Below are 20,110 nucleotides of genomic sequence, written 5' to 3' on the forward strand. Positions count from 1 at the left end.
GGTGTTGGCGGTGTTTACTAGAACCTCCTTGAAATCCTTCAAGGCGTTGTAGCGTTTAACATCATTGGTATGAAATCCGATCAGTTCCAGTTGGGTGGATTTTTGGAGCGGGCAGGCCCAGCAGCCATATCTGGCATTGCCGACACAGACGCCTGCTTTTTCGCCGTAGACGCACTCATCCGAGGAGTATTTATAGACATTGATCAGTTCGGCATGATCGCCCCAGGGGCAGGGCTCAGTCATGAGGCATTCCCAGACGTCATGGGCGGTCCAATCGAGGATCGGGGCGTAATGGTTAGGCGCATAATTCTTTTTCTTGTAAATCCTGGCTCTAAGGGCGCTCTCGGAGCTTCTGACCCCGACAAAGACGGTAAACTGTTTTCCAGTCGTGATCTGCTTGATGTAATTTTTGATCGGGTCGATCTTGAGTTTGCCGGTGCACCAGCGAAACCCCATGTGGGCGGCGGGATAACCCATGCCCAAGACCGAAACCCAAAAGCTGTTTGTGAGTTCGGGATAGACCATGATCATCTCGGCATTCAGGTGGCTTACCTGGATGTAGTTCTGGATCAGCTTACGGGTGCGATCAAGATATGTTTTGAAATAGGGAATTTCCATGAGGGTATCGGAGGTAATGATATAGAGCTTCTTGTTGCTGTTGCCTATTGCTTGAATGATTTGTTGCAGCATCACCGAGGAGTCCTTGCCGCCTGAGAATGAGACGATGTTGATGTCCCGCAATTGCTGGTGGATTTCCTCTATTAAGGCCTCTTGGATGGTAGCGCTGGACAATTAACGAACCTCCGGTATCTCATCCCATTCCATCTCATCCAGGCATCGGCCGGCGGCTTTCTTGCCGACGCGAGACATGAGCATTGCATTAAAATCGTTGTGATTAAGTCCACTCCGCTTTTCTTCAGCCATAATATCGTCCCGGTGAAAGGCAATTGACCGTCCATCGCTATAGACGCAGAGAACCTTTTTGCGATAATCCGTGGCATGTGCCCATTCTCCCCAGCTTTTAAAGAAGTACGGCACTCCCGCCGCTTGGCATTGATCCCGCAAGCCTCTGGCCCAATTCGGGTGCATAGGGCGGGCCCCGGGGCCGGACTCGCCGCCAGCAATTACCCAAGCGTCATTGCCACGCTCTAAGAAGTCAGACGGCAGAACCACGGGGCCAAGTGCGGGTTCATAGGAAATAAAAACCTTGGCTGCCGGAATTTGCTTCAAATAGGCCCAACGCTTATCGAACCATTCCTGGTTCTCGGCGGTGACACCGAGCCAGATGTTTTTCAAAGGCCACCTATAACCAGCTCCGGCGATTTCCTCATCCCCAGCAAGAGGGGTTCGCAGTAAGCCATTTCTCCAGAGAGCAAAAATTTCCCCCATGCGCTCCGGACGTTTGGTTAAGATTAAAAACGTGTGGTAGCTGCACATGGCGGCATAAATAAGGACTTGTTCGATGGACTCACCTGGCACATCCTCATGGAACAGATCGCCCATGGAGCACACAAACACCCGGCTCGGCTTCTTCCATTTTAGGGGCTCATCCAGCCGGTCCGGGTGCAGGGTCACACTAAACGGCTTATCCTTGGGATATCCGGCCCGGCCCGCCAGTCGCTTTGCCATACGCTCGGCATAGCAGTTCTGGCAGCCGGGGGAAATTTTGGTGCAGCCGGTGACCGGATTCCAGGTGCAGTCGGTCCATTTGATTTTGCTCAGGCCCATAATTTCCTCTATTGCCAAAGTTTTAAGCCAAAGGATCAAAGATTGTATCCAAAACATTTCTTACAAAATTAAGCTTTTCTCTTATTCGTTTGGTCTTATGTTTATAGTCAACAAGTTCAAAACAATTTTTACAAAGGTATTGGGATTGATATAAAAACAGATGCCATTTACCAGATAAGGGTTTTTGTTTGCACCTCGCACATCTGCTATCAGAAATAACCCTTTGCTTTGCCATCACTGCACCGCCCTGGCCGCTTCCAGAAAGGCCTCGGCGGCGGACTTGTCCACGATCTCGAAGATTATCCGGTCACCCGCGCCGTCCTTAAACTCAGCCATACGGTGCCCCAGGCGGTCTGTCCATGCGGTGATGAATTGCCATGAGGCATCCAAGGTGATGGTGATTACTTGGGGCATCTCAATCCCCGGAACGGCCGCACAACCTTGTTCCCGTCCTGTCTTTGAATCAGGACGTTACGGGGGCCTTTGCCGTTCCATCGAATCAAAACGGTAACTGGCTTGCCACGCTCAAGGTAGGTCTTGCCGATCATAGTTACTCCAGGACTGTCACCTGGTAGCCAGAAGTTTTATTGTAACTGGTGATTTTTGTTTGATCTTCAAATAATCCCCCAAGCAATAACCCGGTCATCATTCCGTTTTCATTCTGAATAGAACTCATAATTCCCGTAACCATTAAATCTGATGGCAACCTCTCTAATATTTCTATAATGTCTCTTACAGTGGCATCTTTCTTAGTCAGACTTGTTGTTTTTCCATCTTCCTTGTAAAACCATTTAACCATTGCTATTTCCTCCAAGTTAAAGTTTCCTACCCCTGGTGCTGTTTCTCGGGCGTTTTCCAACCCGGCCTCGGCGGGCCAGGAGCAGGGGTTAGGGGTTAGAGATAAGGGGAGTAGAGATGATAAAATCTATAGGTTCGCCTCATGATTATTTAACCAGATGACCCAGTCATATTTCTGGTGCTGATATAGCCTAATCAGAACGCGGTCAAAAGTAGCGCCATGAGGGAAGTTTTGGGCAAACCATCGCAGACCTGGGCTACAAGCTCCTTGTTTCAATAACCAGAGCCCAGTGATCAAACGTGAAGGTCTGGCATAGTGGCCCTTAGAGAAATCAGACTCTGGCACCATACGGCCGCCACATCCGGCACAAAGATTATCCTCACCCGAATAGAAAGACCGGAAATCCTGTGATAGACAATCGATGCAGATGGTATCAATGAGGGTGAAGTGAGGTTGAATGATCATCTCTTCAATTTGTTGCTGGCCGATCATCTTCTCACCACCTCCATCAGGCTCGGCCCGTACCATAACCATCCCAGGAAGATCAAGACCAAGGGCGCCAGGATAAGGGCGGCATAGGCGGCCATTTTTCGCCGGTCCTGCCAGGTGCCGCCTGAGGCCAGGGGCCAGAAGAGCCACAGGAAGATGGTCATAGGGTGTGGACCTCCTCAGGGTTGGGAAATAATCTCGGGGATAGTATATCGGTCAAGTTGTTCGGATCATCCCATTTGAGCAGGGCCAGGGCGGCCACGACCAGGCGGTGCCCGGCGGGAGTGCGGCGGCGGCCGGCGGCATGGAAGGCCTGTTTCAAGGCCCAATAGCTGGCGGCGAGCTCCGGCGGCACGGTGATCTTGCCCCGGCGGGTCTGCCAGACCTCCGGGGTTTGGGCCTGGCTCAGGGTGTCAAAGTGCCGGGCCGCGGCCCGGATGAACTCGGCCGCCAGGAAGACCAAGGTTTGGTGGTGTTGTTGACGACGCAGGATGGTCAGAACGCCCATGGAACCGAGAATGCCCAGGGTCAGGCCGATGACAATCCCGATGATCATGGCGCAGCCTCCTGTTCTTGGAGTTCAGGCCTGAACACGTCCTCATCCAACCGCAGCATCAAGCCGCCGCACTGCACGCAGATCGCCGTGTGGTCATCGATCCCGGCGACGCGCTTATCAACAGTGGGGCAATCCACGCATTGGTATTCGTAGAGGGGCATATCTAAACTCCACCAAAAAGGGTTTCGATTCCCTGGCGGACTACATCCTGATAGATAACATCATCAAAAATCCGAGAGATTTGAGGTTCAATTTCATGAAGAAGGCGTCTGGCTAAGTATCTGCCCCAAATCTTTTTTGTCCCGCTCAAGGAAAAACCGTTTATGCGCATCAGTCTGGCGACTTCCTCCAGATTCTTTACTTCCCACCAGGGAAATCTCACTTTAATTTCAGCCATTCTTCCCTCCCTACCCCTACCGCCGGGCCTTCCTCGTTCAGGTCCGTCAGGGGTGTTTGTGGTTTATCTGGCGATATCGATCCAGCCCTTGGTGGCCGAGACGTATTTGACCAACCGGCCCACTTTGATGTTATAGGTGGCTCCGGTAGCATCATCAAAGGTGTGGTCATCAGAGGCATACATAGGCGTACCCACCATGGCCTGGGTGATGGACAGCGCGTCGAACTCGAACACCCCGGTTCGCCGCAGATTCACACTCTGGCCGCCGTCACTCCCGCCGCTGTTGTCCACCTGTTCCATGGCCACCCCGGCGAACCGGTGGCCGGCGGTGTCCGCTGCCGGCACTGCATATCCCGTGGCATTGACACATACCAGGGAGCCGGCGAAAATTTTCGTGTTGGCTGCTACCGGGAAATCCACCTCAATACCTTCCCGGTAAGGGGTAGCCCGGTCACGGGTTAAAGCTGGCATATCCTTCCCTCCTCTACCCCCGGCAAACCAAGGCGGCTATGCCGGGGATGTGCCTGAATGTTGTCCTGCGGGCTTTCTGGCCTTCATTAGAAAAATCTTCACTCCCCCACCTTCGCCCCAACCTTATAGGCTCTCGCCTCGTTGCCGCCTTCAAGCACATGGTAGAACTCATGGGCTACCGTCGCCTTGTCCACGTCCGGCTCTGACAAGTAGACCACACCGCCCCACTGGACTCCTAAGAGCCGTTCCCCTGGTTCCAGGTTAGGGAACATGGCTCTCAGGGCTACATGGTCCCGCACAAAGACGATGGGCGGCGTCTTGTAGCTCTCAGCCTGGCGGCATTCCCGGCGGACGGCATTGTAGGTGTCCACCATGTTCACCCGGGGGCCTTCCAGGGCATCCATTGCCGCGCAAGCCATGGTCAGGGTGAGTGCGGTTATAAGGAGAGCGAACTTTATGGCGATCTCGTTATCGTGTCACCTCATAAAAAAGGCGCATTACTCTCCGGCTGCCCTCAGGACTATCCTGGGGTGCCGTCTGGAGTCTGGGGCCGGTCCAGAGGCCGCGACTCCTGGGGTTCTGACTGCTTAATCCGGTGCTCGGTTGCATTCCGTCCCGCTCCACCTTGGCAAGAATTGTGGCCGCTGATGGGGTGGGCGATGAACTATGAAAAGGATAATACATGCAATAATATTTATGTCAATAAAAATAATTGAGTGTAGTTTTTTTTGACGAAAAAAAGCGGCCCGAAAGCCGCTCAAGTGGATTAGAGTTTGGGGATGTTAAATTATCAAGCTCCTTGGCGCATGGCTAATTTTAATTGGATCTTGGCTTCTTTTATAGCGGCGGGATTGTTTTGTTTTTGAGTTTCCTTATAGTAATCAAGGAGCATCGGGAAGTTAGTCTGAGGCAAGACGGCCTGGATATGGGCCAATTCGCTCCGGCAATCGGAATCATAAAGCCAAGCTTCATTGCCTTCTAAAAGTTGGAATTTATGTTTACAAAACTGGCTGAATTTTCCAGCGATACAAGTGCATTTAAGCCAAAGCCGATCATCTTTGCAGATAAAAGTAACATCATAAAAGCCTCCTGAGCTACTTTTGGCCTTGATTACGGTTTTGAAGGGTTCGATAGGGGCTCGGGGTGCAGGACGTTCGGGCAATGGCTCTTGGTGAAAGATAAATCCTTTAATTTTTTTCAAGATACTCAAGTCTTTTCGCCTCCTTTTTTCAGAATCAATCCAACATCGCGATATAGCGTTTCACTATATTAGGGTTGGGAGTGCTCCGGTCTTCGGCACAATCATTAAATATTCGGCCTATGAGCCTGCTTTTTTGATCTGGACGGATTGGCCTCTTTCCTTGCTGAAGGACCTCTTCTATCACTTTCAAGGTTTGATGTAAGAGCTCATCCTGTCTCTGGTCTAAGGGCCGGGCCTCATAGACGGCTTTAGTTTCTTCTACGGCAAGTAAGGGTTCCTCTCCGAAAACTAACCAATCCAATGATTTATTAAAGCTCTTGGCGATAGTTAATAGGGTATCGGTATCAACGCTCTTCCCGCGCCATTTTGGATTAAACCAGCGGGCTGCCATATTTTCTAACCCAGCTTCTCGATCAAATTCGGCTCCAGATTTAAGATTTTTTTCAGTCATAATTTTCTTAATCTGACCTATGAAAATCTCCATCGGGAAAATATTTTTATATTTTTTCGCCAAAAATTAATCCTATGTAATTTTCGCTTGACTAAATCTTACTTCAGCGTATTATCCTTTTCTTAGCACCCAAGGAGATGAAGATGGCTGAGGCCACCGACCTTAAGGACCTGTTTAAAGATCATCTCGACTGGCTCACCCGCCTGGAAATCATGCATGGCGAAGCGCCATCCGACCGCATCATCAAAATTACCTTTCCCTGGTGGACCTTGGACCCGCCCTGCACCCACAGTGAGATCATGTTCGCTCCGGCCGATGTGCCGGTACTCCGGGAATTCTGCCGGGAACATTCCACGCTGCTTGATTTCCTTACCGGCCAGCCGGGCCACGGCCTCTCCGGGGCCTTTATGAAGCATCTAACCCTGATCGGTCAGATGGCTGAGGCTACCTACAACGCCCTAATAACTCCTCCGCCTCGCGCAGGCGGATATCAAGCAGATTGACCAAGGGGTCCCCGCAATTCGGGCATAGGAAGAGGTAATGGTCTTCATTATCGGTGGCGGCGCAATAATCGAATTCAACTTCTTGTCGGCAACACTTGCAGGTGCACGACGCCATGATGGTCCGGTTTTTGTTTTGTAACAAGACTTCTCCCGGACCAGTTGGAACCAAGTAGGCTGGAAACATAGCAATCCTCCTGCCTCTGGACAAACCACGGGCGGGTGAGGTTGGCCCCCGGAGCCGGCTGAGTCTTGCCGGGCCTGGCCGGTTCCGGGGTTTGCCGGCAAGCATAGCATGAAAGGGAAGAATAATACAGATGAAAACCCTGCAAGAACTTAAGCGCCGTCAGGAGTTCCACATCAAGAGCCTGCTGGCCAGCCGGACGGACAGCCGGGGGCGGCGCATGAACCTGACGTCCCTGAGCCTGGAGCTCGGCGAAGCGTATGGCACGGTGGCCGGGGTGGTCTACGGCAACCGCATCAATCCGCAGATCCGGGCCAAAATCGCGGCGTTTCTCGGCCAACCGGTGGAGGAACTCTTTCTGGTCGAGGATCTGGGGACGAACGGCAACGGCCAGGCGGCTCAGGCCAACTAAAGCGGCGAGGCAAGAGGAAGTAGGAGGAAGAGAGCCAGAAAAAAAGCCCCGGCCTGACGGCCGGGGCTCCCGGATTAAGCAGGCAGAACACCAAGAGTCGAGGCCCCTGGACGGGCCCAGGCTCCAGACAACACCCCCGGCAAGCCGGGACGGGCCGATGCGTAATGCGCCCTGTAATGCGCCCTGTCTACTTGGGTTAGATTTTAAAACGTTCACAATTTATTACAAGTTCGGTTTTTCAAAATTATTCGAACAGTAGGTGCGCATGAGTTATCAACATTTTGTCCCGCAACGTAAGGTTTTAGTGAAACAATGGCTGAGGAAAGCCTTGGAGTCCGGCAAGGTCTCCACGGAATTCATCGCCCACCAGTGCGGCATCTCTGATTCCCTGCTCTCCCGACAGCTCAATCCCGAAGACCCGGAACGCTACTTCCACCTGCATAACCTGCCCATCATGGTCCACGAAACCGGCGATTTTACTCCTTTAGACCAGGTAGAGGCCGTGCTGGGCCGGGTAGGTTTTTTTATGCCGCCGGGGCAGACCGGCGCTGACCAGCAGCACGCCGCGGCCGAGGTGCTCCATAAGGTCGGGGGGCTGGTCGCCGCTCTGGGGCAGGTGGACCGTTTCGGGATCGAGTGCTTAGGCAAAGAGGCCATCCGGGCCATCTGCACGCTCATGGCGGCGGTGGCATGAGCCCTGGGGCGCCTCAGTCTTGGCCTCAACGCCTTCAGGAAAGCGCCAGCCCGGAAACCAGTCGGGGTGGGCGCGGACTATCGCCTGTATCTTTTGGATCAGGTGCTGGCGGGCGGCAGGGGATGACAGTGGTTCGAGTAAATGTTTCATGGTTTGAACATAATGGATAATCGAGCCCTGAGTAAAGGCTAACTTTTCATTACCTTTAGCTTTTTGGAGTTAATGTATGTCAAACGCCGATGAATTCGTGGCCTTGCCCCTGGAAACCCGGCGCCGCCTGCTTAAGCACCTGGTTTATCAAACTATCCCTGAGGGCGAAGTCAAAGAGACGGCCGATGCGCCTGGGGTCAAGGTCGAGCCCTACACCCTCTATCGCCGCCGGGATGAAAACCGGGAAAATTACGATTTGGTACATCCGGACCTGGTCGGCATCATGTTGTACCGCCGGGATTTGCGCATCCTGGACTTCCTGGAAGGCCTCTTTGGCCGCGTCGGCTTCACCATACCCAAGCCTTTAGAATCCCTGGAAGACATTGGCCGGCACATTACCCGGGTGTTCAGGGAGGCCTCGGCCGCGTGTCAGGCCATTGTGGACTCGGTTGATGTCGGCTCACAGGGCGGGGAAGAAATTACCTGGGAGGAGTTCACCAGTATCCAGCGGGAGATCCGGGGAGCGCACCAGCAGTTAGCGGCCCTGGAAGCGGCGGCCCGCAAGAAATCCCAGAAGCACCACTCCTGGCCGGCCCGGTTGGTGGCGAAGTTGTCGGGGCGCCGGGCATGAGCCAGCGCCTGCAAGAATTCCTGGATTTTTTTGGCGAGGAAACCAAGGTCTTGCGGATTGAGCTGGCCCACGAGGGGGGCGAGACGATAGACCAGGACGTTCTGGTGTTCCTGGGTGAGGCCCTGCGGGTCGCGGGGCTGGCCCTGGAAGGCCGCTGCCGGACACCTATCTTGTGCCGCCCTTCCCGGCCCATCACCTTTGCCGAGATGATTGCGCCTTTGACCCCTGGTGAGCGGATGTCCCTGGCAAAACGGGTGACAGAATGTGGCCGGCAATTCCTGGACGATAAGATACCGGTGCCCCAAGCGCCAGTCACCATTGCGCCGGGTAGGTGTCTCTCCCCGGATAACCCGGACCGAAAGCCATGCCCCACAGGAGGACAGGATGAGCCGAATGATGGTGCATAATGCCGATACCCTGCAGCGCCGCGTAATCAAGGTCTGTTGCCCTCTGTGCGGCGCCTTCATCCGGAGGATGGTCACTGATTGCCTGCGAGTCACGGAAACCTGCCGGACCTGCGTCTATGGCGAGGCCGCCCGTGGACGGTGATGAGGCCCAAAAAGATAAAAAAGGCCAAAAAATCAGAGAATGTTTCCCCAAATGGCCTTACGTCAAGAAAACAAGATATTGCGGTAAATGGCGCTTCAGGAAACAGGAAAGAGTCAATGAACGATGATGAAGCCCTGGTATTGCTGCTCACGGACGTCTGCGATTTGTGCGGGCGGAAGTTCGCCGCGGGCGAAGAGTTCTACCTGCTCAAGCGGGTGGCCCTCGTTTCGGGGGGGGCGGCGAGGTGATGAGCGAGGTGGCCATGTGTGTGGAAGCCTGTGGCGGTGAGGATGTGGTGCAGATATGAGTTTCTCTCCAGAGCCCACCATAGCCTGTAACGCTTTGCCAGGCCAGCCGGCCAAATTATCAGGCTGGGGCTGCCTGGTGCAGCAGGCCGTCGCCCATGAGCGTCCTTACATCGGCGGCTGCCCTTGTCAGGCCGGCCTTAAGGTGCGCCGGGATAACCCGGCGCAATGGCAGACCGCCAAAGGCAAATCCATCCATTTTCGCCGGGGCGGTTGGGCCGGGGTTGTTGATCAGGTCAACCCGAATAATATTTCCGCCGAAAGCCGGGAGAAGCTTAAGAACTTGAAAGATCAAAGCCAAGGGGAATTACATCGTTAACTCACGAATGAGGGCGGAATGAAAATATACATCGCAAGCTCTTGGAAAAATCAACACGCCGTGGAAATGCTTACTGATCTTCTTGAGGCTAAGGGCCATCAGGTCCATTCTTTTGTGCGTGAAGCAGTTAATACTGAGGGTCGTACTGAGATCAAGTTTGATTTTGAACAATGGATAAACTCAGAAGACGGTGAGCGCAAGTTCCAATTTGATCTCCATGGGGCCACTAAGTCTAATTGAGTGGTTTATATCGGCCCCTCGGGAACTGATGCCTGGGCAGAATTAGGGGCAGCTTGGGCCTCTGGTGTACCCATTGTCGGTCTTTATGCCAAAGGTGAGCAATCGGGGCTTATGCGTCGGATGGTGACTTGGTTTAGAGACTACCGAGAACTTCTGAGGGAGTTATCGTGAGTAAAGTATGTAATTCCCAAGCCAAGGAGGTGCACCATGCGGAAATAAATCAAACCCAAGCTGAGCGGAATTTAGATTTTACCCCGGCCTGGCCCGCAGCCTGGCCGGGGGATACTTGAGGGGGAGATATGAGCCGGTTTTCCATTGATTCGGACAAAGAAAAGCAAGCCTTAAGAAATTTAGCAACGATGGGTTTTTGTACTGAAGAAGAGGCAAGAAGGGAAGATGGAGATAGTTGGCTCCAATGGCAATTAACTTGTGTAGCGCAAATAATGCATATTCATGAGGAACTATTAGTCATGCATTGGAACAATGCTTCTGATTTAGCAGTTTTTTTTACACTTCAAAGAAATTTAGCTGACAATCTTCGAGGTTATGTTGGAGAGGTCGAATAATGATACCTCCTCTCCTCATCGGTCTTTCCGGCAAGGCTGGCTCAGGTAAGAGCACTGCGGCCGATTATCTCTGGGACCAGTATCTTTACCACCGGTTTGCCTTTGCCGACACCTTAAAGGTCCTGGTGGGACAGGCCTTCGATTTTTCCCAAGAGCAACTCTATGGTGACCTCAAAGAAGTGCCCGACCCGCGGTTCGGCAAATCGCCGCGCTGGTGTTTGCAGCACCTCGGCACGGAGGTTTTTAGAGGTATTTGGCCCGGGATCTGGGTCCATCACCTGATGGAATCCGTCCGGGACTTCTGGCAGATGAATGGGGAGCGGCCGGTGGTGGTCACGGACGTGCGGTTTTTAGATGAGGCTGAGGCCCTCAAAAACGTTGGGGCAGTCCTGATCAGAATAGAACGCGCCGGGGCCGGAGCGCAGGCGGGCATTCCGGATCATATTTCGGAGACCAGTCTGGACGCCTATCCAGGCTGGGATTACGTGCTCCAAAACGACGGCAGCCTGGCGGCGTTAGAATTCATGCTGGATCAGATTGTCGGGGGTGTCACATGACCGAGCGCCAGCGGGGTCGGGTGAAATGGTTCGATGTCAAGAAGGGGATCGGTTTTATCCAGCGGGAGGGTGCCCCGGATGTGTTCGTCCATTTTAGCGAGATAATCTCCGTCATCCGTAGTTTTGAGAAAGGTGATGCTGTGGAATTCACGGTAAAGCAGGGACGCCAGGGACCAGCGGCGGCGGATGTGGTGAGGTTGTAGGTAGTCCTGGGTAGATAGTTATGAAATGGTTTGAGCACCAGACATCGGCTCATCAGAACAAGAAGATCCGCAAGATCGAGGTTTTCTATAAGGACCGCGGTGGCCAGGCGGTAATGGCCGCAGTGGGCCGGTTCTGGCGCCTACATGAAATCGTTGGCAATCAGGGCCTGGATGATGCTGGTTTAGACACCTATGCGTTGCCAGAGGGGTATGGACTGGAGGTTTTAGCAGACGATCTCTACTGTTCAAAAGATGAACTATGCGAATTTCTCGAATTGTTGGCCAAAATTAATTCCATTGACCCTGAAGCCTGGAGCGAGGCGCGCACAGTTTTCCTGCCAAAATTAGCAGAACGTGCGGACACGTATACTAAACGGTTAAATCAGAAGAGAGAGCGTGAGAAATCACGGGAAGATAGTGGTCAATATGGTCAGAAGGTTCGAACCGGCTTAGAAGAGTGTTCGAAGAGTGTTCGAACAGGCTTAGAAGAGTGTTCACCACCACAAGTACAAGTACAAACACAAAAAGAAACTACCCCCCTACCCCCCGCAAACGGGGGGAATGGCGCGGGTGATTTTTTGAAGTGGTTCGAAGCCTACCCTGCGGAACGCCGCAAAGACCGGATGAGAGTCGAGAAGGTCTGGCGGCGTCTCAAACAGGGAGGCAAGTTGCCGCCGCTCCCGGAGATGCTGCAGGTATTGGCCCTCCAGATCCAGAGCGCTGAGTGGGGCAAGGAGGAGGGGCGGTTCATCCCCCTGCCGCATCGCTATCTGGAACTGGGGCGGTTCGTGGACGCCTCGGTCACTGGGGGGCGGGAGTCGCCGGAGGTCTGCCTGGCGTGTCGGGGCTCGGGATACCGCCGGGCCAAGGAAGGCGAGGACGGCATTGACGGCGTGGTGCGATGCGAATGCAAGTTGCCCGATGGGGTAAGGGGACCATGAAGGTATGGAGCGTATGGCCCGGCGGTATGGTGGACCTTCCGGACTTCGAGGTTGACCTGGGACCAGTGGTGCAGAGATTAAGCAACTCCACTCCACCTCGCAGGGCAAGGCAGGACTTGAGAGAAGCGAGCAGTCCCAAGTCATTAAGGGGAGTAGCCTGGTGGCCCGTCTATCTGGAGCGGATAAGGCGAGAACGGCAAGAGGGGTTATGAAGCTCAAGGTTGTCTTGGCGATAGTGTGGTTGATCGTGGTCGGCGGGATGTTGGCGGCACCGTTCCTTTGGGAGCAAGTCTTCTGGCACCACCTCGAACGGCAGGCGGCGCAGGCTGATGTGGTTGAGGGTCAGCAGCGTTGAGCGGGTCCTTCCCCAAGGTAAAAGTAACGAGGGTCCGAAGGCGCGGGTTCTTTCTACGTATCAAGTTTTTTGATGATTTCGCAAAACAGTAAAAGCGAAACGGTACGACAAAAACCGAAATGAGCTTGATTTTAGACCATCCACGACAGGTTGCCCGACATTTTGGGCGGAATATTCGAACCATCCAGAGGTGGATCCGGGCCGGGATGCCTCAGTTGTCGTGCGGTCGGTTCGATGTGGATGAGATTGAGGTCTGGCTACAGAACCAGAAGCCACCAGCTGAACTGCAGGCCAAACCCCGGGAACTCGAATATCTGGCGCAGCCGGTGACGGCCGAGGTGGAGGCGTTGTTCGGGGCCGGTGTGGCCGGGATGCGGCAAGGGTTCAAAACCCTCTCCCGGGCGCTTCTGTTAGGGGGATATCACGGCGAACCGGCCCGCCAGGTCGTCCTACAGGTGGTTATCAACCTGCTCTTGGAGGAATTGCGTGGCTCTTAACCCTCAAAAAGCGACGGTGGTTTATGGGGTTCAGACCGTGGCTGACCATTTCGGGGTGACCACGCGGACGATACAATATTGGGTGAAGTTAGGTATGCCTAAATCCGGGAAGAGCTATGACCTAGTGGCCTGTACACTCTGGCGCCGGCAGCAGCAAGATCAGGCCGAAAAGGTCGTAGATCCTGATAGCGACGATCAAGAAACGGGTGGCGATAAGGCTTTTTGGACTCGGCGGGAGATCAAGGCCCGGGCCGAGACGAAAGAACTGGAGCTCAGGAAGCTCCAAGGGGAGCTGGTGGAGTTGGAGGAGGTTGAGCAGCTCTTCGCGGCCCGGGCGGCGATCTATAAGCAATCGGTCTTAGGCTTGGAGCCGTTTATCTTGGCGCTACTACCGGATGAGGAGCGCCGGGCCAAGTCCGGAGAGGTGCGGCGGCGGTTGCGGGAGGCGGTGGAGAACATCACCCGGCCGTTGCCGGAGAAGTTCCAGTATTACAATCCTGTAGAGGAAAGGTAGAAATAAAAATGAAAAAATGTTGCAAGAATTGTGATTCTTGGGATGCAAAAAGCTCTGAATATGAAGCCGCCATTTGTCTCGATCCGCGATCACCTTATCCTGAAAATCAGAGGCGTACATGGAAGGATGAATGTTGTGATTTCTGGGAGATTTTGAAAAAAAGATAATTGTTTAAGGGTTAATTAATGCAGCAATCCCATCAAATCTCCTGGTTTCCCGCCGAACAGGCCATCCTCTCCATGCCGGCGGACTTGACCGTAAGCGATTGGGCCGCGGCGCATCGGGAGTTTCCCCGGGATGCCTCTTTCCCGGGACGCTGGGACCCGCACAAGGCCCCCTATGCGCAAGCGCCGATGGATGCCTTCACCAGTCCTGAGGTGGAGCGCATCACTCTCATGGGCGCGGCCAGGTCGGTCAAGACGGAGATCTGGCTCAACATGTTGGGTTATCTCATCTGCCAGGACCCCGGGCCGGTGCTGGTAGTGGGGCCGACGGAAACCAAGGTCAAGCGGATTTGCAAGCGCATCACCAAGATGCTCAAGGCCAGCCCGGAACTGCGCCAGTATCTGACCGGCAATCAGGATGACCTGCAAACCAAGAGCATTGTTTTGCGGCACATGGAGATCATCTTCGCCACCGCGGGCAGCGCTTCCGATCTGGGGGAATTCGAGGCCCGCTATATTTTCGAGACCGAGACGGACAAATACCCGGCCAGCGCCGGGGGCTTCGGCTCACCTACACAGATGGCGGAGATGCGGGCCCGGACTTTTTTTAATCGCAAGATCGTTACCGATTCGACGCCCACTGACCCGGAAGGCTTTATTCATCAGGATTACCAGCGCTCGGACCGCCGTCAATATTGGGTGCCCTGCCCGGCCTGCGGCGGCTATCAGGTCCTGGACTTCTTCCGGGTGAAGCATCGGGGCGAGCAACGGATGGCGTGGCCCCAGGATCTGCAGCGCCCGGAATATATCAAACAGGCCCGCCCGGCCGTCTATGAGTGCCGGTATTGCCAGGCGGAGATCGAGGAGCGCCAGAAAGCGGGCATGCTGGCCCGGGGAGTCTGGGGGGCGGAAAATCCGGAGCCGGACGGTAGCCGGCCGGAGGAGCTGCCGCACGCCTCCCATGAGGGCTACTGGTGGGGCGCCGAGATTTCCCCGTTCGCGACCTGGACCGAGATGGCCGCTAAATTCTTCGAAGTCAGGCCTGACCGGGAGCAGCTCAAAACCTACTACAACGAATGGCTGGGATTGGCCTGGAAAGAGATCGTTAAGTCACAACAAGCCTCGGCCATCCTGAAGTTGCGCACCAGGCTGCCGTCGCTGGTGGTGCCAGAAAACACTTTGGGTTTGACCGCGGGTATTGATTCTCAGAAACGGGGTTTTTGGGTAGTGCTCCGGGCCTGGGTCTTGACTTTGGACGGCCTCAGGGAGTCACACAAGATCCGCCATGGTTTTGTAGAGAGCTTTGGCGAGTTGGAACGCTGGCTCTTTGAAGACGTCTACCGGACGGAGACCTCAGACATCGAGCACCGAGTCTGGGCCGGACTGATCGACACCGGCGGCGGGCTCATGGGCGAGGGTGAGGCCACCCTGACCACCCAGGTCTATGATTGGCTGCGGCGCTCAGGGCGGGGGCGGATCTTTGGTTCCAAGGGCTCATCGAAGCCGTTGGGCGGGCGGCTGACTACTAAAGGAGCTATTGAGCACTATCCCAGCGGCAAGGCCATCCCGGGCGGCTTGGTGCTCTGGCGGTTGGATACCAACGCCCTAAAGGATTTCCTGTGGGCGGATATCGAAAACGGCCGGTTTCATCTGGATGCCGACACCGATGAGACCTACGCCGCCCACCTGGCGGCCGAGGTTAAGGAGCGCAATAAGCTTGGTAAATTAGTTTGGACAGTGCAGCATCAACGGGACAATCACCTGTTGGACTGTGAAATCCTGGCCAAAGGCGCGGCCGAGGCGCACAATGTCTGGCTACTGCCCCGGCCACAGGTCCGAGAAACTCAGAATGTTTTAGCCGCAGCAACGATCAATCCACTTACTCATAAGCCTCGGGGGAGTTTCTTAAAAAGGGGATAGAATTTAATGGTCAAATCGAATGGTCTTTTAGATACAAACATAGTGGCGCAAATGCTGTCTTGCAGCCGTAAGCATGTATGCGATTTGATCCGGGAAAAAAAATTACCCGCTTTCAGGACTGGCAAACGGCAATACAAGGTGCAGCGGGAGGCGGTTTATCAATATTTGGAAAATTGCCGGGTGGATACGGAAAAATTTTATGAATAGGTGAAATTTAGCGCACCAGACGAACGAGACGAACCAGAGAGCCTTGAGCTCTCTTTTTTTTTGCTCGAAACTGGTGACATGGTTGAACTGGAAACCTTGGAAGAGATTAGGGCTGATATTGCGGCCTTAAAAATCAAGATCTCTAAGGCAGAGGATCAGCAGGCTTATACATCCGGCGGTCCGGCCCAGGGGCAACATATGCAAAGGGGCGACCTCACTGCTATGTATCGCCGTTTGGAAAAACGGGAAGAGGATTTTCGCCTCCTGGCCTCCCGGCAAGCCAAAAATTCTAAGACCTTAGCCCGGTTTCCGAGGCCCCAATGAGCGCTCCGTTGCCCGCCACCTTTCGCCAGGACCAGCGCTCCGGTCTGATTTTACCCTCAGCCCTGGCCAGCCAGGTCAGGCTCGACGCCGCCGCCGAATTCCGGGCCGCCGCAGCCAACCGTCTGCGCTCCGGCTGGAACCTGGGCCGCACGGTAAGCACCCCTGCCACCTGGAAACTGCAACGCTTGCGGGAATATTCCCGGGACCTAAATCGGAATGACCCAATAGCCGCCGGCGCCACCGATACCCTGGTCACGAACATCGTGGGCCGGGGTCTGCGCCCGCAATCGAAGCTGCGGCCCGAGATGCTGGGGATCTCCAAGGAGAAGGCCCGGGAGTTACAGCGCCAGGCGGAATTGATCTGGGAGACCTGGAAACCTCTGGCGGATGCAGGCAACCGCCTTAATTTCGATGAACTTCAAACCCTGGCCTTACGTTCCATTATGCAGGATGGCGAGATCCTGGCCCTGCCCACCTGGGCCGAAGAGTCCTGGCGGCCCCTGGGCCGGACGGTGGAATTGCTGGAAGCGGATCGTCTCACCACCATGGGGGCCAAGACCCAAACCGGCCAGGAAACCGGGATCGACGTGGGGGCCCGGGGCGAGCCCGCCTTTTATAATTTTACTAAGGTTGATCCTACCAGGGGCACGATGCAGTTGGGCAGTGGCAGCGAACGGCTGGCGGCTCGCGATGAACAGGGCCGGCCACGGGTACTCCATATTTATCGCAGCCTGCGCCCAGCTCAAATGCGGGGCACCCCTTTATTCACCCCCATTATTTCCCTGTTTCAAGACCTGGCCGACGGCATCGAGGCCAAGGTGGTGGCCTATAAGGTAGCCGCCTTTTTATCGGTCTTCATTACCAAAGGAAGCGCCTATGGCGGTCCGGACGCGGCTACCGATCTGGAACCTGGCACCGGCAAAAATATTGAGGACCTGGAGTTGGGAGAAATCCGCTACCTGAAGAACGGGGAGAATATTCAGGTGGTGGACGCCAAACGCAATAGCGAAGACTTTCATAATTTTGTGGAGCAGATCCTGCGCATCATCGGGGCAGGGATCGCCCTGCCCTATGAATTGTTGATGAAAGACTTTTCCAAGACCAGTTATTCCAGCGCCCGGGCCGCCTTATTGGAAGCCCGGCGGATCTTCACGGCCTGGCGCTTCTGGTTTGCCGCCAAATTTTGCCAGCCCATCTGGGAACTGGTATTGGAAGAGGCCTATTTACGCGGCCTCTGGCCAGCCCCGAAGTTTTATGAAAACCGCACTGAATATTTAAGGGCGGCCTGGATGGGCGACGGTTGGGGCTGGATTGCGCCAGAGAAAGAAGTCAGCGCCTCTTATAACGCTATCGCCTGCGGCCTCTCCACTCATAGCAAAGAATTATCGGCTCAGGGTGAAGATTATGAGGAAACTTTCGAGCAACTGGCTGAGGAAAAAGACTATGCGGCGGGCCTGGGGTTAAACTTCGTGGCCCCGCCAGCGCCGTTACCGGAGCTTGATCAAATAGCAGGAGGCAACCATGCCCAAACCGAATAAAGGCGAGAGCAAGCAGGATTTTTTGCAACGCTGCACCGCCGCGGTGATGGACCAAGAGGGTAAAGCGGCGGATCAAGCCTTTGCTGTGTGTAATCTGGCTTGGGATGACAGCAAATCTCAGCGCTCCGCCCTAAATCTAAGTGCGCCTTTATGCCTGACACCGTCCAATCCAGGCGAGTCGAAAGGCTCAGGTTTCATGATCACGGCCTATACCGGGGCCCCGGTAGAAAGATTTTGGGGTGGGCAGCTCATTATCGCCACTGCGGGCATCCGGGCTAATGCCAAGATGCCGATTCTGCGAGAGCATGCCCGGGATCGGATTGTGGGTTACTCCATAAAGGCTTGGGTCGAGGGCAGTAATTTTCTACTGCAGGGGGAATTTTCCAGCAAGACCAAGGATGGCCAGGAGGTTCAGGCCCTGGCTGAAGAAGGCTTTCCCTGGCAGGCCTCCATCGGCGTCTGGCCCAGCAAGATTAAGATCCTGGAAAGCGACAAAGAGAAAGAAATGGTTAATGGCCAGGAGATCGTCGGGCCGGCGGAAATTTGGCTGGAGTCCTATGTCCGGGAAGTAAGTTTTTGCACCATTGGGGCAGATGAAGAGACTGCCGCCATTGCTTTAACGGGAGACCAAAAAAAGGTGCCGGTGAAGATTGAAAGGGCCGGGCCCAAAAATAAGGAGGAGGCTATGCCGATCACATTGCAGCAATTAGAGGCCGAGGCCCCGGCTCTGCTGAAGGAAATCCGGGACAAGGCGCAGGCCGAAATTACCCTGACGGCGCTGCTGGCCAAAGAACCCGCCGAAGCAGAGAAGCTCCGGGCCGAAGGCCAGGAGTCCGGAGTCCAGGCGGAACGGGCCCGGGTCATGGAGATTCTGGAATACGATGGCGATAGTGCCGTCACCCTGAAAGCTATCAAAGAGGGGACCGGCTTCGGGGAAATGGTCAAGCTCTCCCGCCAGGCCGAAAAAGAAGGTAAGGCCAAAACCCTGGCGGAGATGCGCAAGGGTGCGCCCACAGCCCTGGGCCAAGTGCCCGCGTCGTCCGGTGACGGCGAGACCTTCGAGGCCAAGGTGCAGCAGCTTATGGCAGGCCAGAAGCTGTCCCGGGCCAAGGCCATTATACAGGCCGCCCGGGACTTCCCGGAGTTGCACGCCGATTACATCGCCCGGCAAAATCCGGCCAAAAAATAAGCCGGGTGGGCGAGGATAGTCCACCCTAAGATTTTCACTGAGGAGGTAGTGAGATGCAGAATGAAGGCTTTCCGACTTTTATTGCCAATGGCGCCCTGGCGGCCCGGCGGCATGTGAAGCTGAGTGCCGGGACCGTTACCGCCCCGCCCCAGGTGGAATATGCCGGGGCCGGCGAATTGGGTATCGGCATCACCCAATATGCGGCTGCGGACGGCGAGCCGGTCGCGGTTAAACTCTGGGGTTCTCCCGGAACCTTCGAGGTCACGGCAAGTAAGGCTATTGCCGAAGCGGCTGTGCTTTATCCCGCGGCCAGTGGCAAGGTTTCCGATGCGGCCGTAGGCACGGCCGTAGGCACGGCCTTGGAAGCGGGTGTGACCGACTCCATTATGGAGATGGTCCGGTCGCCGTTCCTGGCCACCACCGCTGCCACCGTCTCCGTGGCCGATGCCAACGGCAATATGACCGGCGTCACGGTGGAAGCGGTTCTGGATGAGCTCGAAACGGGCATGAAAACGGCCCAATACGCCATCCAGCCCCTGGGTATCACCCTGGAGACCGGGGCGCCCACGGTAGTTTTTGCCGATGGCGCCGCGGACGGCTTCACCCAGTTGACCAATAAAGAAGTGGGGCTGCGTTGGAACAACGGCGCCAACCCGACCAAGATGGCGGCACGCTTTCTGATCCCGCCCGATCTTGACCCCGCGGCCGATATCGTGGTGCATTTTCTCGGCGCCATCGTTAAGGCCGGGGCCAATGAGGCGGACTCGCCGACCATCACCTGCGAGGCTTATTTCGCCGCGGCCGGAGCTGCCATGTTGGCTGATGCCAATTGTGGCGGGGTTTCGGGTGAGTTCTTGACGGCCCAGACCGACAAATATCAGGAGAAGACCTTAAACATCGCCTCGGCGGATATTCCGGCGGTAGCCTCGATCTTGACCTTGATCTTCAACCCGACCGATGGCCAACTGCCCGCCGATGATTTTGTTCTGGCCGAGGTTTGGCTGGAAGTCACCCGGCAATGCCTGACCTCCTAACGGGGGCATAATCAGGGCTAAAGGA

General features: G+C 55.1%; 34 protein-coding genes. 21 read left to right on the plus strand and 13 right to left on the minus strand.

What is annotated here, in order from left to right:
* The 13 genes from WC600_17005 to WC600_17065 all read right to left on the minus strand — a co-directional run.
* The coding region (locus WC600_17005; GenBank protein ID MFA4904434.1) for a phosphoadenosine phosphosulfate reductase family protein at positions 1-792 on the minus strand (792 nt) is incomplete at its 3' end.
* Complete coding sequence (locus WC600_17010) at positions 793-1,728, minus strand: phage Gp37/Gp68 family protein (protein ID MFA4904435.1); 936 nt, start codon at positions 1,726-1,728, stop codon at positions 793-795. It lies immediately after the preceding gene.
* A 234-nt stretch (positions 1,729-1,962) separates the two neighbouring features.
* Positions 1,963-2,142 (minus strand): hypothetical protein, encoded by a 180-nt coding sequence (locus WC600_17015; GenBank protein ID MFA4904436.1) that lies wholly within the window; start codon positions 2,140-2,142, stop codon positions 1,963-1,965.
* 136 nt (positions 2,143-2,278) lie between these two features.
* Positions 2,279-2,587 carry a hypothetical protein gene (locus WC600_17020; GenBank protein ID MFA4904437.1) on the minus strand — a complete coding sequence of 103 codons (309 nt, stop codon included), beginning with the start codon at positions 2,585-2,587 and terminating at the stop codon, positions 2,279-2,281.
* A gap of 66 nt (positions 2,588-2,653) precedes the next feature.
* A complete protein-coding gene (locus tag WC600_17025) occupies positions 2,654-3,019 on the minus strand; it encodes a hypothetical protein (protein MFA4904438.1) in 366 nt (121 codons plus the stop codon).
* Positions 3,016-3,180, minus strand: a complete 165-nt coding sequence (locus WC600_17030) for a hypothetical protein (protein ID MFA4904439.1) — start codon at positions 3,178-3,180, stop codon at positions 3,016-3,018. Before WC600_17030 ends, WC600_17025 begins: the two co-directional genes overlap by 4 nt.
* Positions 3,177-3,572, minus strand: a complete 396-nt coding sequence (locus tag WC600_17035) for a hypothetical protein (protein ID MFA4904440.1) — start codon at positions 3,570-3,572, stop codon at positions 3,177-3,179. Before WC600_17035 ends, WC600_17030 begins: the two co-directional genes overlap by 4 nt.
* Positions 3,569-3,733, minus strand: a complete 165-nt coding sequence (locus tag WC600_17040) for a hypothetical protein (GenBank protein MFA4904441.1) — start codon at positions 3,731-3,733, stop codon at positions 3,569-3,571. Before WC600_17040 ends, WC600_17035 begins: the two co-directional genes overlap by 4 nt.
* A gap of 2 nt (positions 3,734-3,735) precedes the next feature.
* The gene (locus WC600_17045; GenBank protein MFA4904442.1) at positions 3,736-3,969 is read right to left on the minus strand and encodes a hypothetical protein; all 234 of its coding nucleotides are present in this window, start codon (positions 3,967-3,969) and stop codon (positions 3,736-3,738) included.
* A gap of 63 nt (positions 3,970-4,032) precedes the next feature.
* Complete coding sequence (locus tag WC600_17050; protein ID MFA4904443.1) at positions 4,033-4,440, minus strand: capsid cement protein; 408 nt, start codon at positions 4,438-4,440, stop codon at positions 4,033-4,035.
* A gap of 98 nt (positions 4,441-4,538) precedes the next feature.
* Positions 4,539-4,859: a hypothetical protein gene (locus WC600_17055; protein MFA4904444.1), complete on the minus strand. Its 321-nt coding sequence runs from the start codon at positions 4,857-4,859 to the stop codon at positions 4,539-4,541.
* 371 nt (positions 4,860-5,230) lie between these two features.
* Positions 5,231-5,650, minus strand: coding sequence for a hypothetical protein (locus WC600_17060; protein MFA4904445.1), 420 nt, complete (start codon positions 5,648-5,650; stop codon positions 5,231-5,233).
* Between the two features lie 25 nt (positions 5,651-5,675).
* Complete coding sequence (locus WC600_17065; protein ID MFA4904446.1) at positions 5,676-6,155, minus strand: hypothetical protein; 480 nt, start codon at positions 6,153-6,155, stop codon at positions 5,676-5,678.
* Between the two features lie 80 nt (positions 6,156-6,235).
* Here WC600_17065 and WC600_17070 point away from each other — a divergent pair, with 80 nt between their 5' ends.
* The 21 genes from WC600_17070 (at position 6,236) to WC600_17170 (ending at position 20,085) form a co-directional block, all read left to right on the plus strand.
* Complete coding sequence (locus WC600_17070) at positions 6,236-6,595, plus strand: hypothetical protein (GenBank protein ID MFA4904447.1); 360 nt, start codon at positions 6,236-6,238, stop codon at positions 6,593-6,595.
* Positions 6,596-6,909: 314 nt separating this feature from the next.
* Positions 6,910-7,188, plus strand: a complete 279-nt coding sequence (locus WC600_17075) for a hypothetical protein (protein MFA4904448.1) — start codon at positions 6,910-6,912, stop codon at positions 7,186-7,188.
* Positions 7,189-7,453: 265 nt separating this feature from the next.
* Positions 7,454-7,882 carry a phage regulatory CII family protein gene (locus WC600_17080; protein ID MFA4904449.1) on the plus strand — a complete coding sequence of 143 codons (429 nt, stop codon included), beginning with the start codon at positions 7,454-7,456 and terminating at the stop codon, positions 7,880-7,882.
* A gap of 226 nt (positions 7,883-8,108) precedes the next feature.
* Entirely contained in the window at positions 8,109-8,663 is a 555-nt protein-coding gene (locus tag WC600_17085) for a hypothetical protein (protein MFA4904450.1), read from the plus strand.
* Positions 8,660-9,070, plus strand: coding sequence for a hypothetical protein (locus WC600_17090; protein ID MFA4904451.1), 411 nt, complete (start codon positions 8,660-8,662; stop codon positions 9,068-9,070). Before WC600_17085 ends, WC600_17090 begins: the two co-directional genes overlap by 4 nt.
* Positions 9,048-9,212, plus strand: coding sequence for a hypothetical protein (locus WC600_17095; protein ID MFA4904452.1), 165 nt, complete (start codon positions 9,048-9,050; stop codon positions 9,210-9,212). Before WC600_17090 ends, WC600_17095 begins: the two co-directional genes overlap by 23 nt.
* 116 nt (positions 9,213-9,328) lie before the next feature.
* Entirely contained in the window at positions 9,329-9,460 is a 132-nt protein-coding gene (locus WC600_17100; protein ID MFA4904453.1) for a hypothetical protein, read from the plus strand.
* A gap of 55 nt (positions 9,461-9,515) precedes the next feature.
* Positions 9,516-9,836 carry a hypothetical protein gene (locus WC600_17105; protein MFA4904454.1) on the plus strand — a complete coding sequence of 107 codons (321 nt, stop codon included), beginning with the start codon at positions 9,516-9,518 and terminating at the stop codon, positions 9,834-9,836.
* Positions 9,837-9,854: 18 nt separating this feature from the next.
* Positions 9,855-10,076, plus strand: coding sequence for a hypothetical protein (locus WC600_17110; protein ID MFA4904455.1), 222 nt, complete (start codon positions 9,855-9,857; stop codon positions 10,074-10,076).
* A 299-nt stretch (positions 10,077-10,375) separates the two neighbouring features.
* Entirely contained in the window at positions 10,376-10,642 is a 267-nt protein-coding gene (locus WC600_17115; GenBank protein ID MFA4904456.1) for a hypothetical protein, read from the plus strand.
* On the plus strand, positions 10,642-11,199 hold the full coding sequence (locus tag WC600_17120; GenBank protein ID MFA4904457.1) for a hypothetical protein: 558 nt from the start codon (positions 10,642-10,644) through the stop codon (positions 11,197-11,199). The genes WC600_17115 and WC600_17120 overlap by 1 nt, the downstream gene beginning before the upstream one ends.
* Positions 11,196-11,402 (plus strand): cold shock domain-containing protein, encoded by a 207-nt coding sequence (locus WC600_17125; GenBank protein MFA4904458.1) that lies wholly within the window; start codon positions 11,196-11,198, stop codon positions 11,400-11,402. Before WC600_17120 ends, WC600_17125 begins: the two co-directional genes overlap by 4 nt.
* A gap of 20 nt (positions 11,403-11,422) precedes the next feature.
* Positions 11,423-12,343 carry a hypothetical protein gene (locus WC600_17130; protein ID MFA4904459.1) on the plus strand — a complete coding sequence of 307 codons (921 nt, stop codon included), beginning with the start codon at positions 11,423-11,425 and terminating at the stop codon, positions 12,341-12,343.
* A 208-nt stretch (positions 12,344-12,551) separates the two neighbouring features.
* Entirely contained in the window at positions 12,552-12,698 is a 147-nt protein-coding gene (locus WC600_17135) for a hypothetical protein (GenBank protein ID MFA4904460.1), read from the plus strand.
* Positions 12,699-12,904: 206 nt separating this feature from the next.
* Positions 12,905-13,195 (plus strand): hypothetical protein, encoded by a 291-nt coding sequence (locus WC600_17140; protein ID MFA4904461.1) that lies wholly within the window; start codon positions 12,905-12,907, stop codon positions 13,193-13,195.
* Positions 13,185-13,709, plus strand: a complete 525-nt coding sequence (locus tag WC600_17145; protein ID MFA4904462.1) for a terminase small subunit — start codon at positions 13,185-13,187, stop codon at positions 13,707-13,709. The genes WC600_17140 and WC600_17145 overlap by 11 nt, the downstream gene beginning before the upstream one ends.
* Before the next feature lie 185 nt (positions 13,710-13,894).
* Complete coding sequence (locus WC600_17150) at positions 13,895-15,793, plus strand: terminase gpA endonuclease subunit (protein MFA4904463.1); 1,899 nt, start codon at positions 13,895-13,897, stop codon at positions 15,791-15,793.
* A 285-nt stretch (positions 15,794-16,078) separates the two neighbouring features.
* Positions 16,079-16,324 (plus strand): hypothetical protein, encoded by a 246-nt coding sequence (locus WC600_17155; protein MFA4904464.1) that lies wholly within the window; start codon positions 16,079-16,081, stop codon positions 16,322-16,324.
* Positions 16,321-17,862: a phage portal protein gene (locus WC600_17160; protein MFA4904465.1), complete on the plus strand. Its 1,542-nt coding sequence runs from the start codon at positions 16,321-16,323 to the stop codon at positions 17,860-17,862. Before WC600_17155 ends, WC600_17160 begins: the two co-directional genes overlap by 4 nt.
* On the plus strand, positions 17,846-19,051 hold the full coding sequence (locus tag WC600_17165; GenBank protein ID MFA4904466.1) for a hypothetical protein: 1,206 nt from the start codon (positions 17,846-17,848) through the stop codon (positions 19,049-19,051). Before WC600_17160 ends, WC600_17165 begins: the two co-directional genes overlap by 17 nt.
* Before the next feature lie 53 nt (positions 19,052-19,104).
* Positions 19,105-20,085, plus strand: coding sequence for a hypothetical protein (locus WC600_17170; protein ID MFA4904467.1), 981 nt, complete (start codon positions 19,105-19,107; stop codon positions 20,083-20,085).
* Positions 20,086-20,110: the final 25 nt, after the last annotated feature.

This window comes from Desulfobaccales bacterium (assembly GCA_041648175.1).
Taxonomy (GTDB): domain Bacteria; phylum Desulfobacterota; class Desulfobaccia; order Desulfobaccales; family 0-14-0-80-60-11; genus 0-14-0-80-60-11.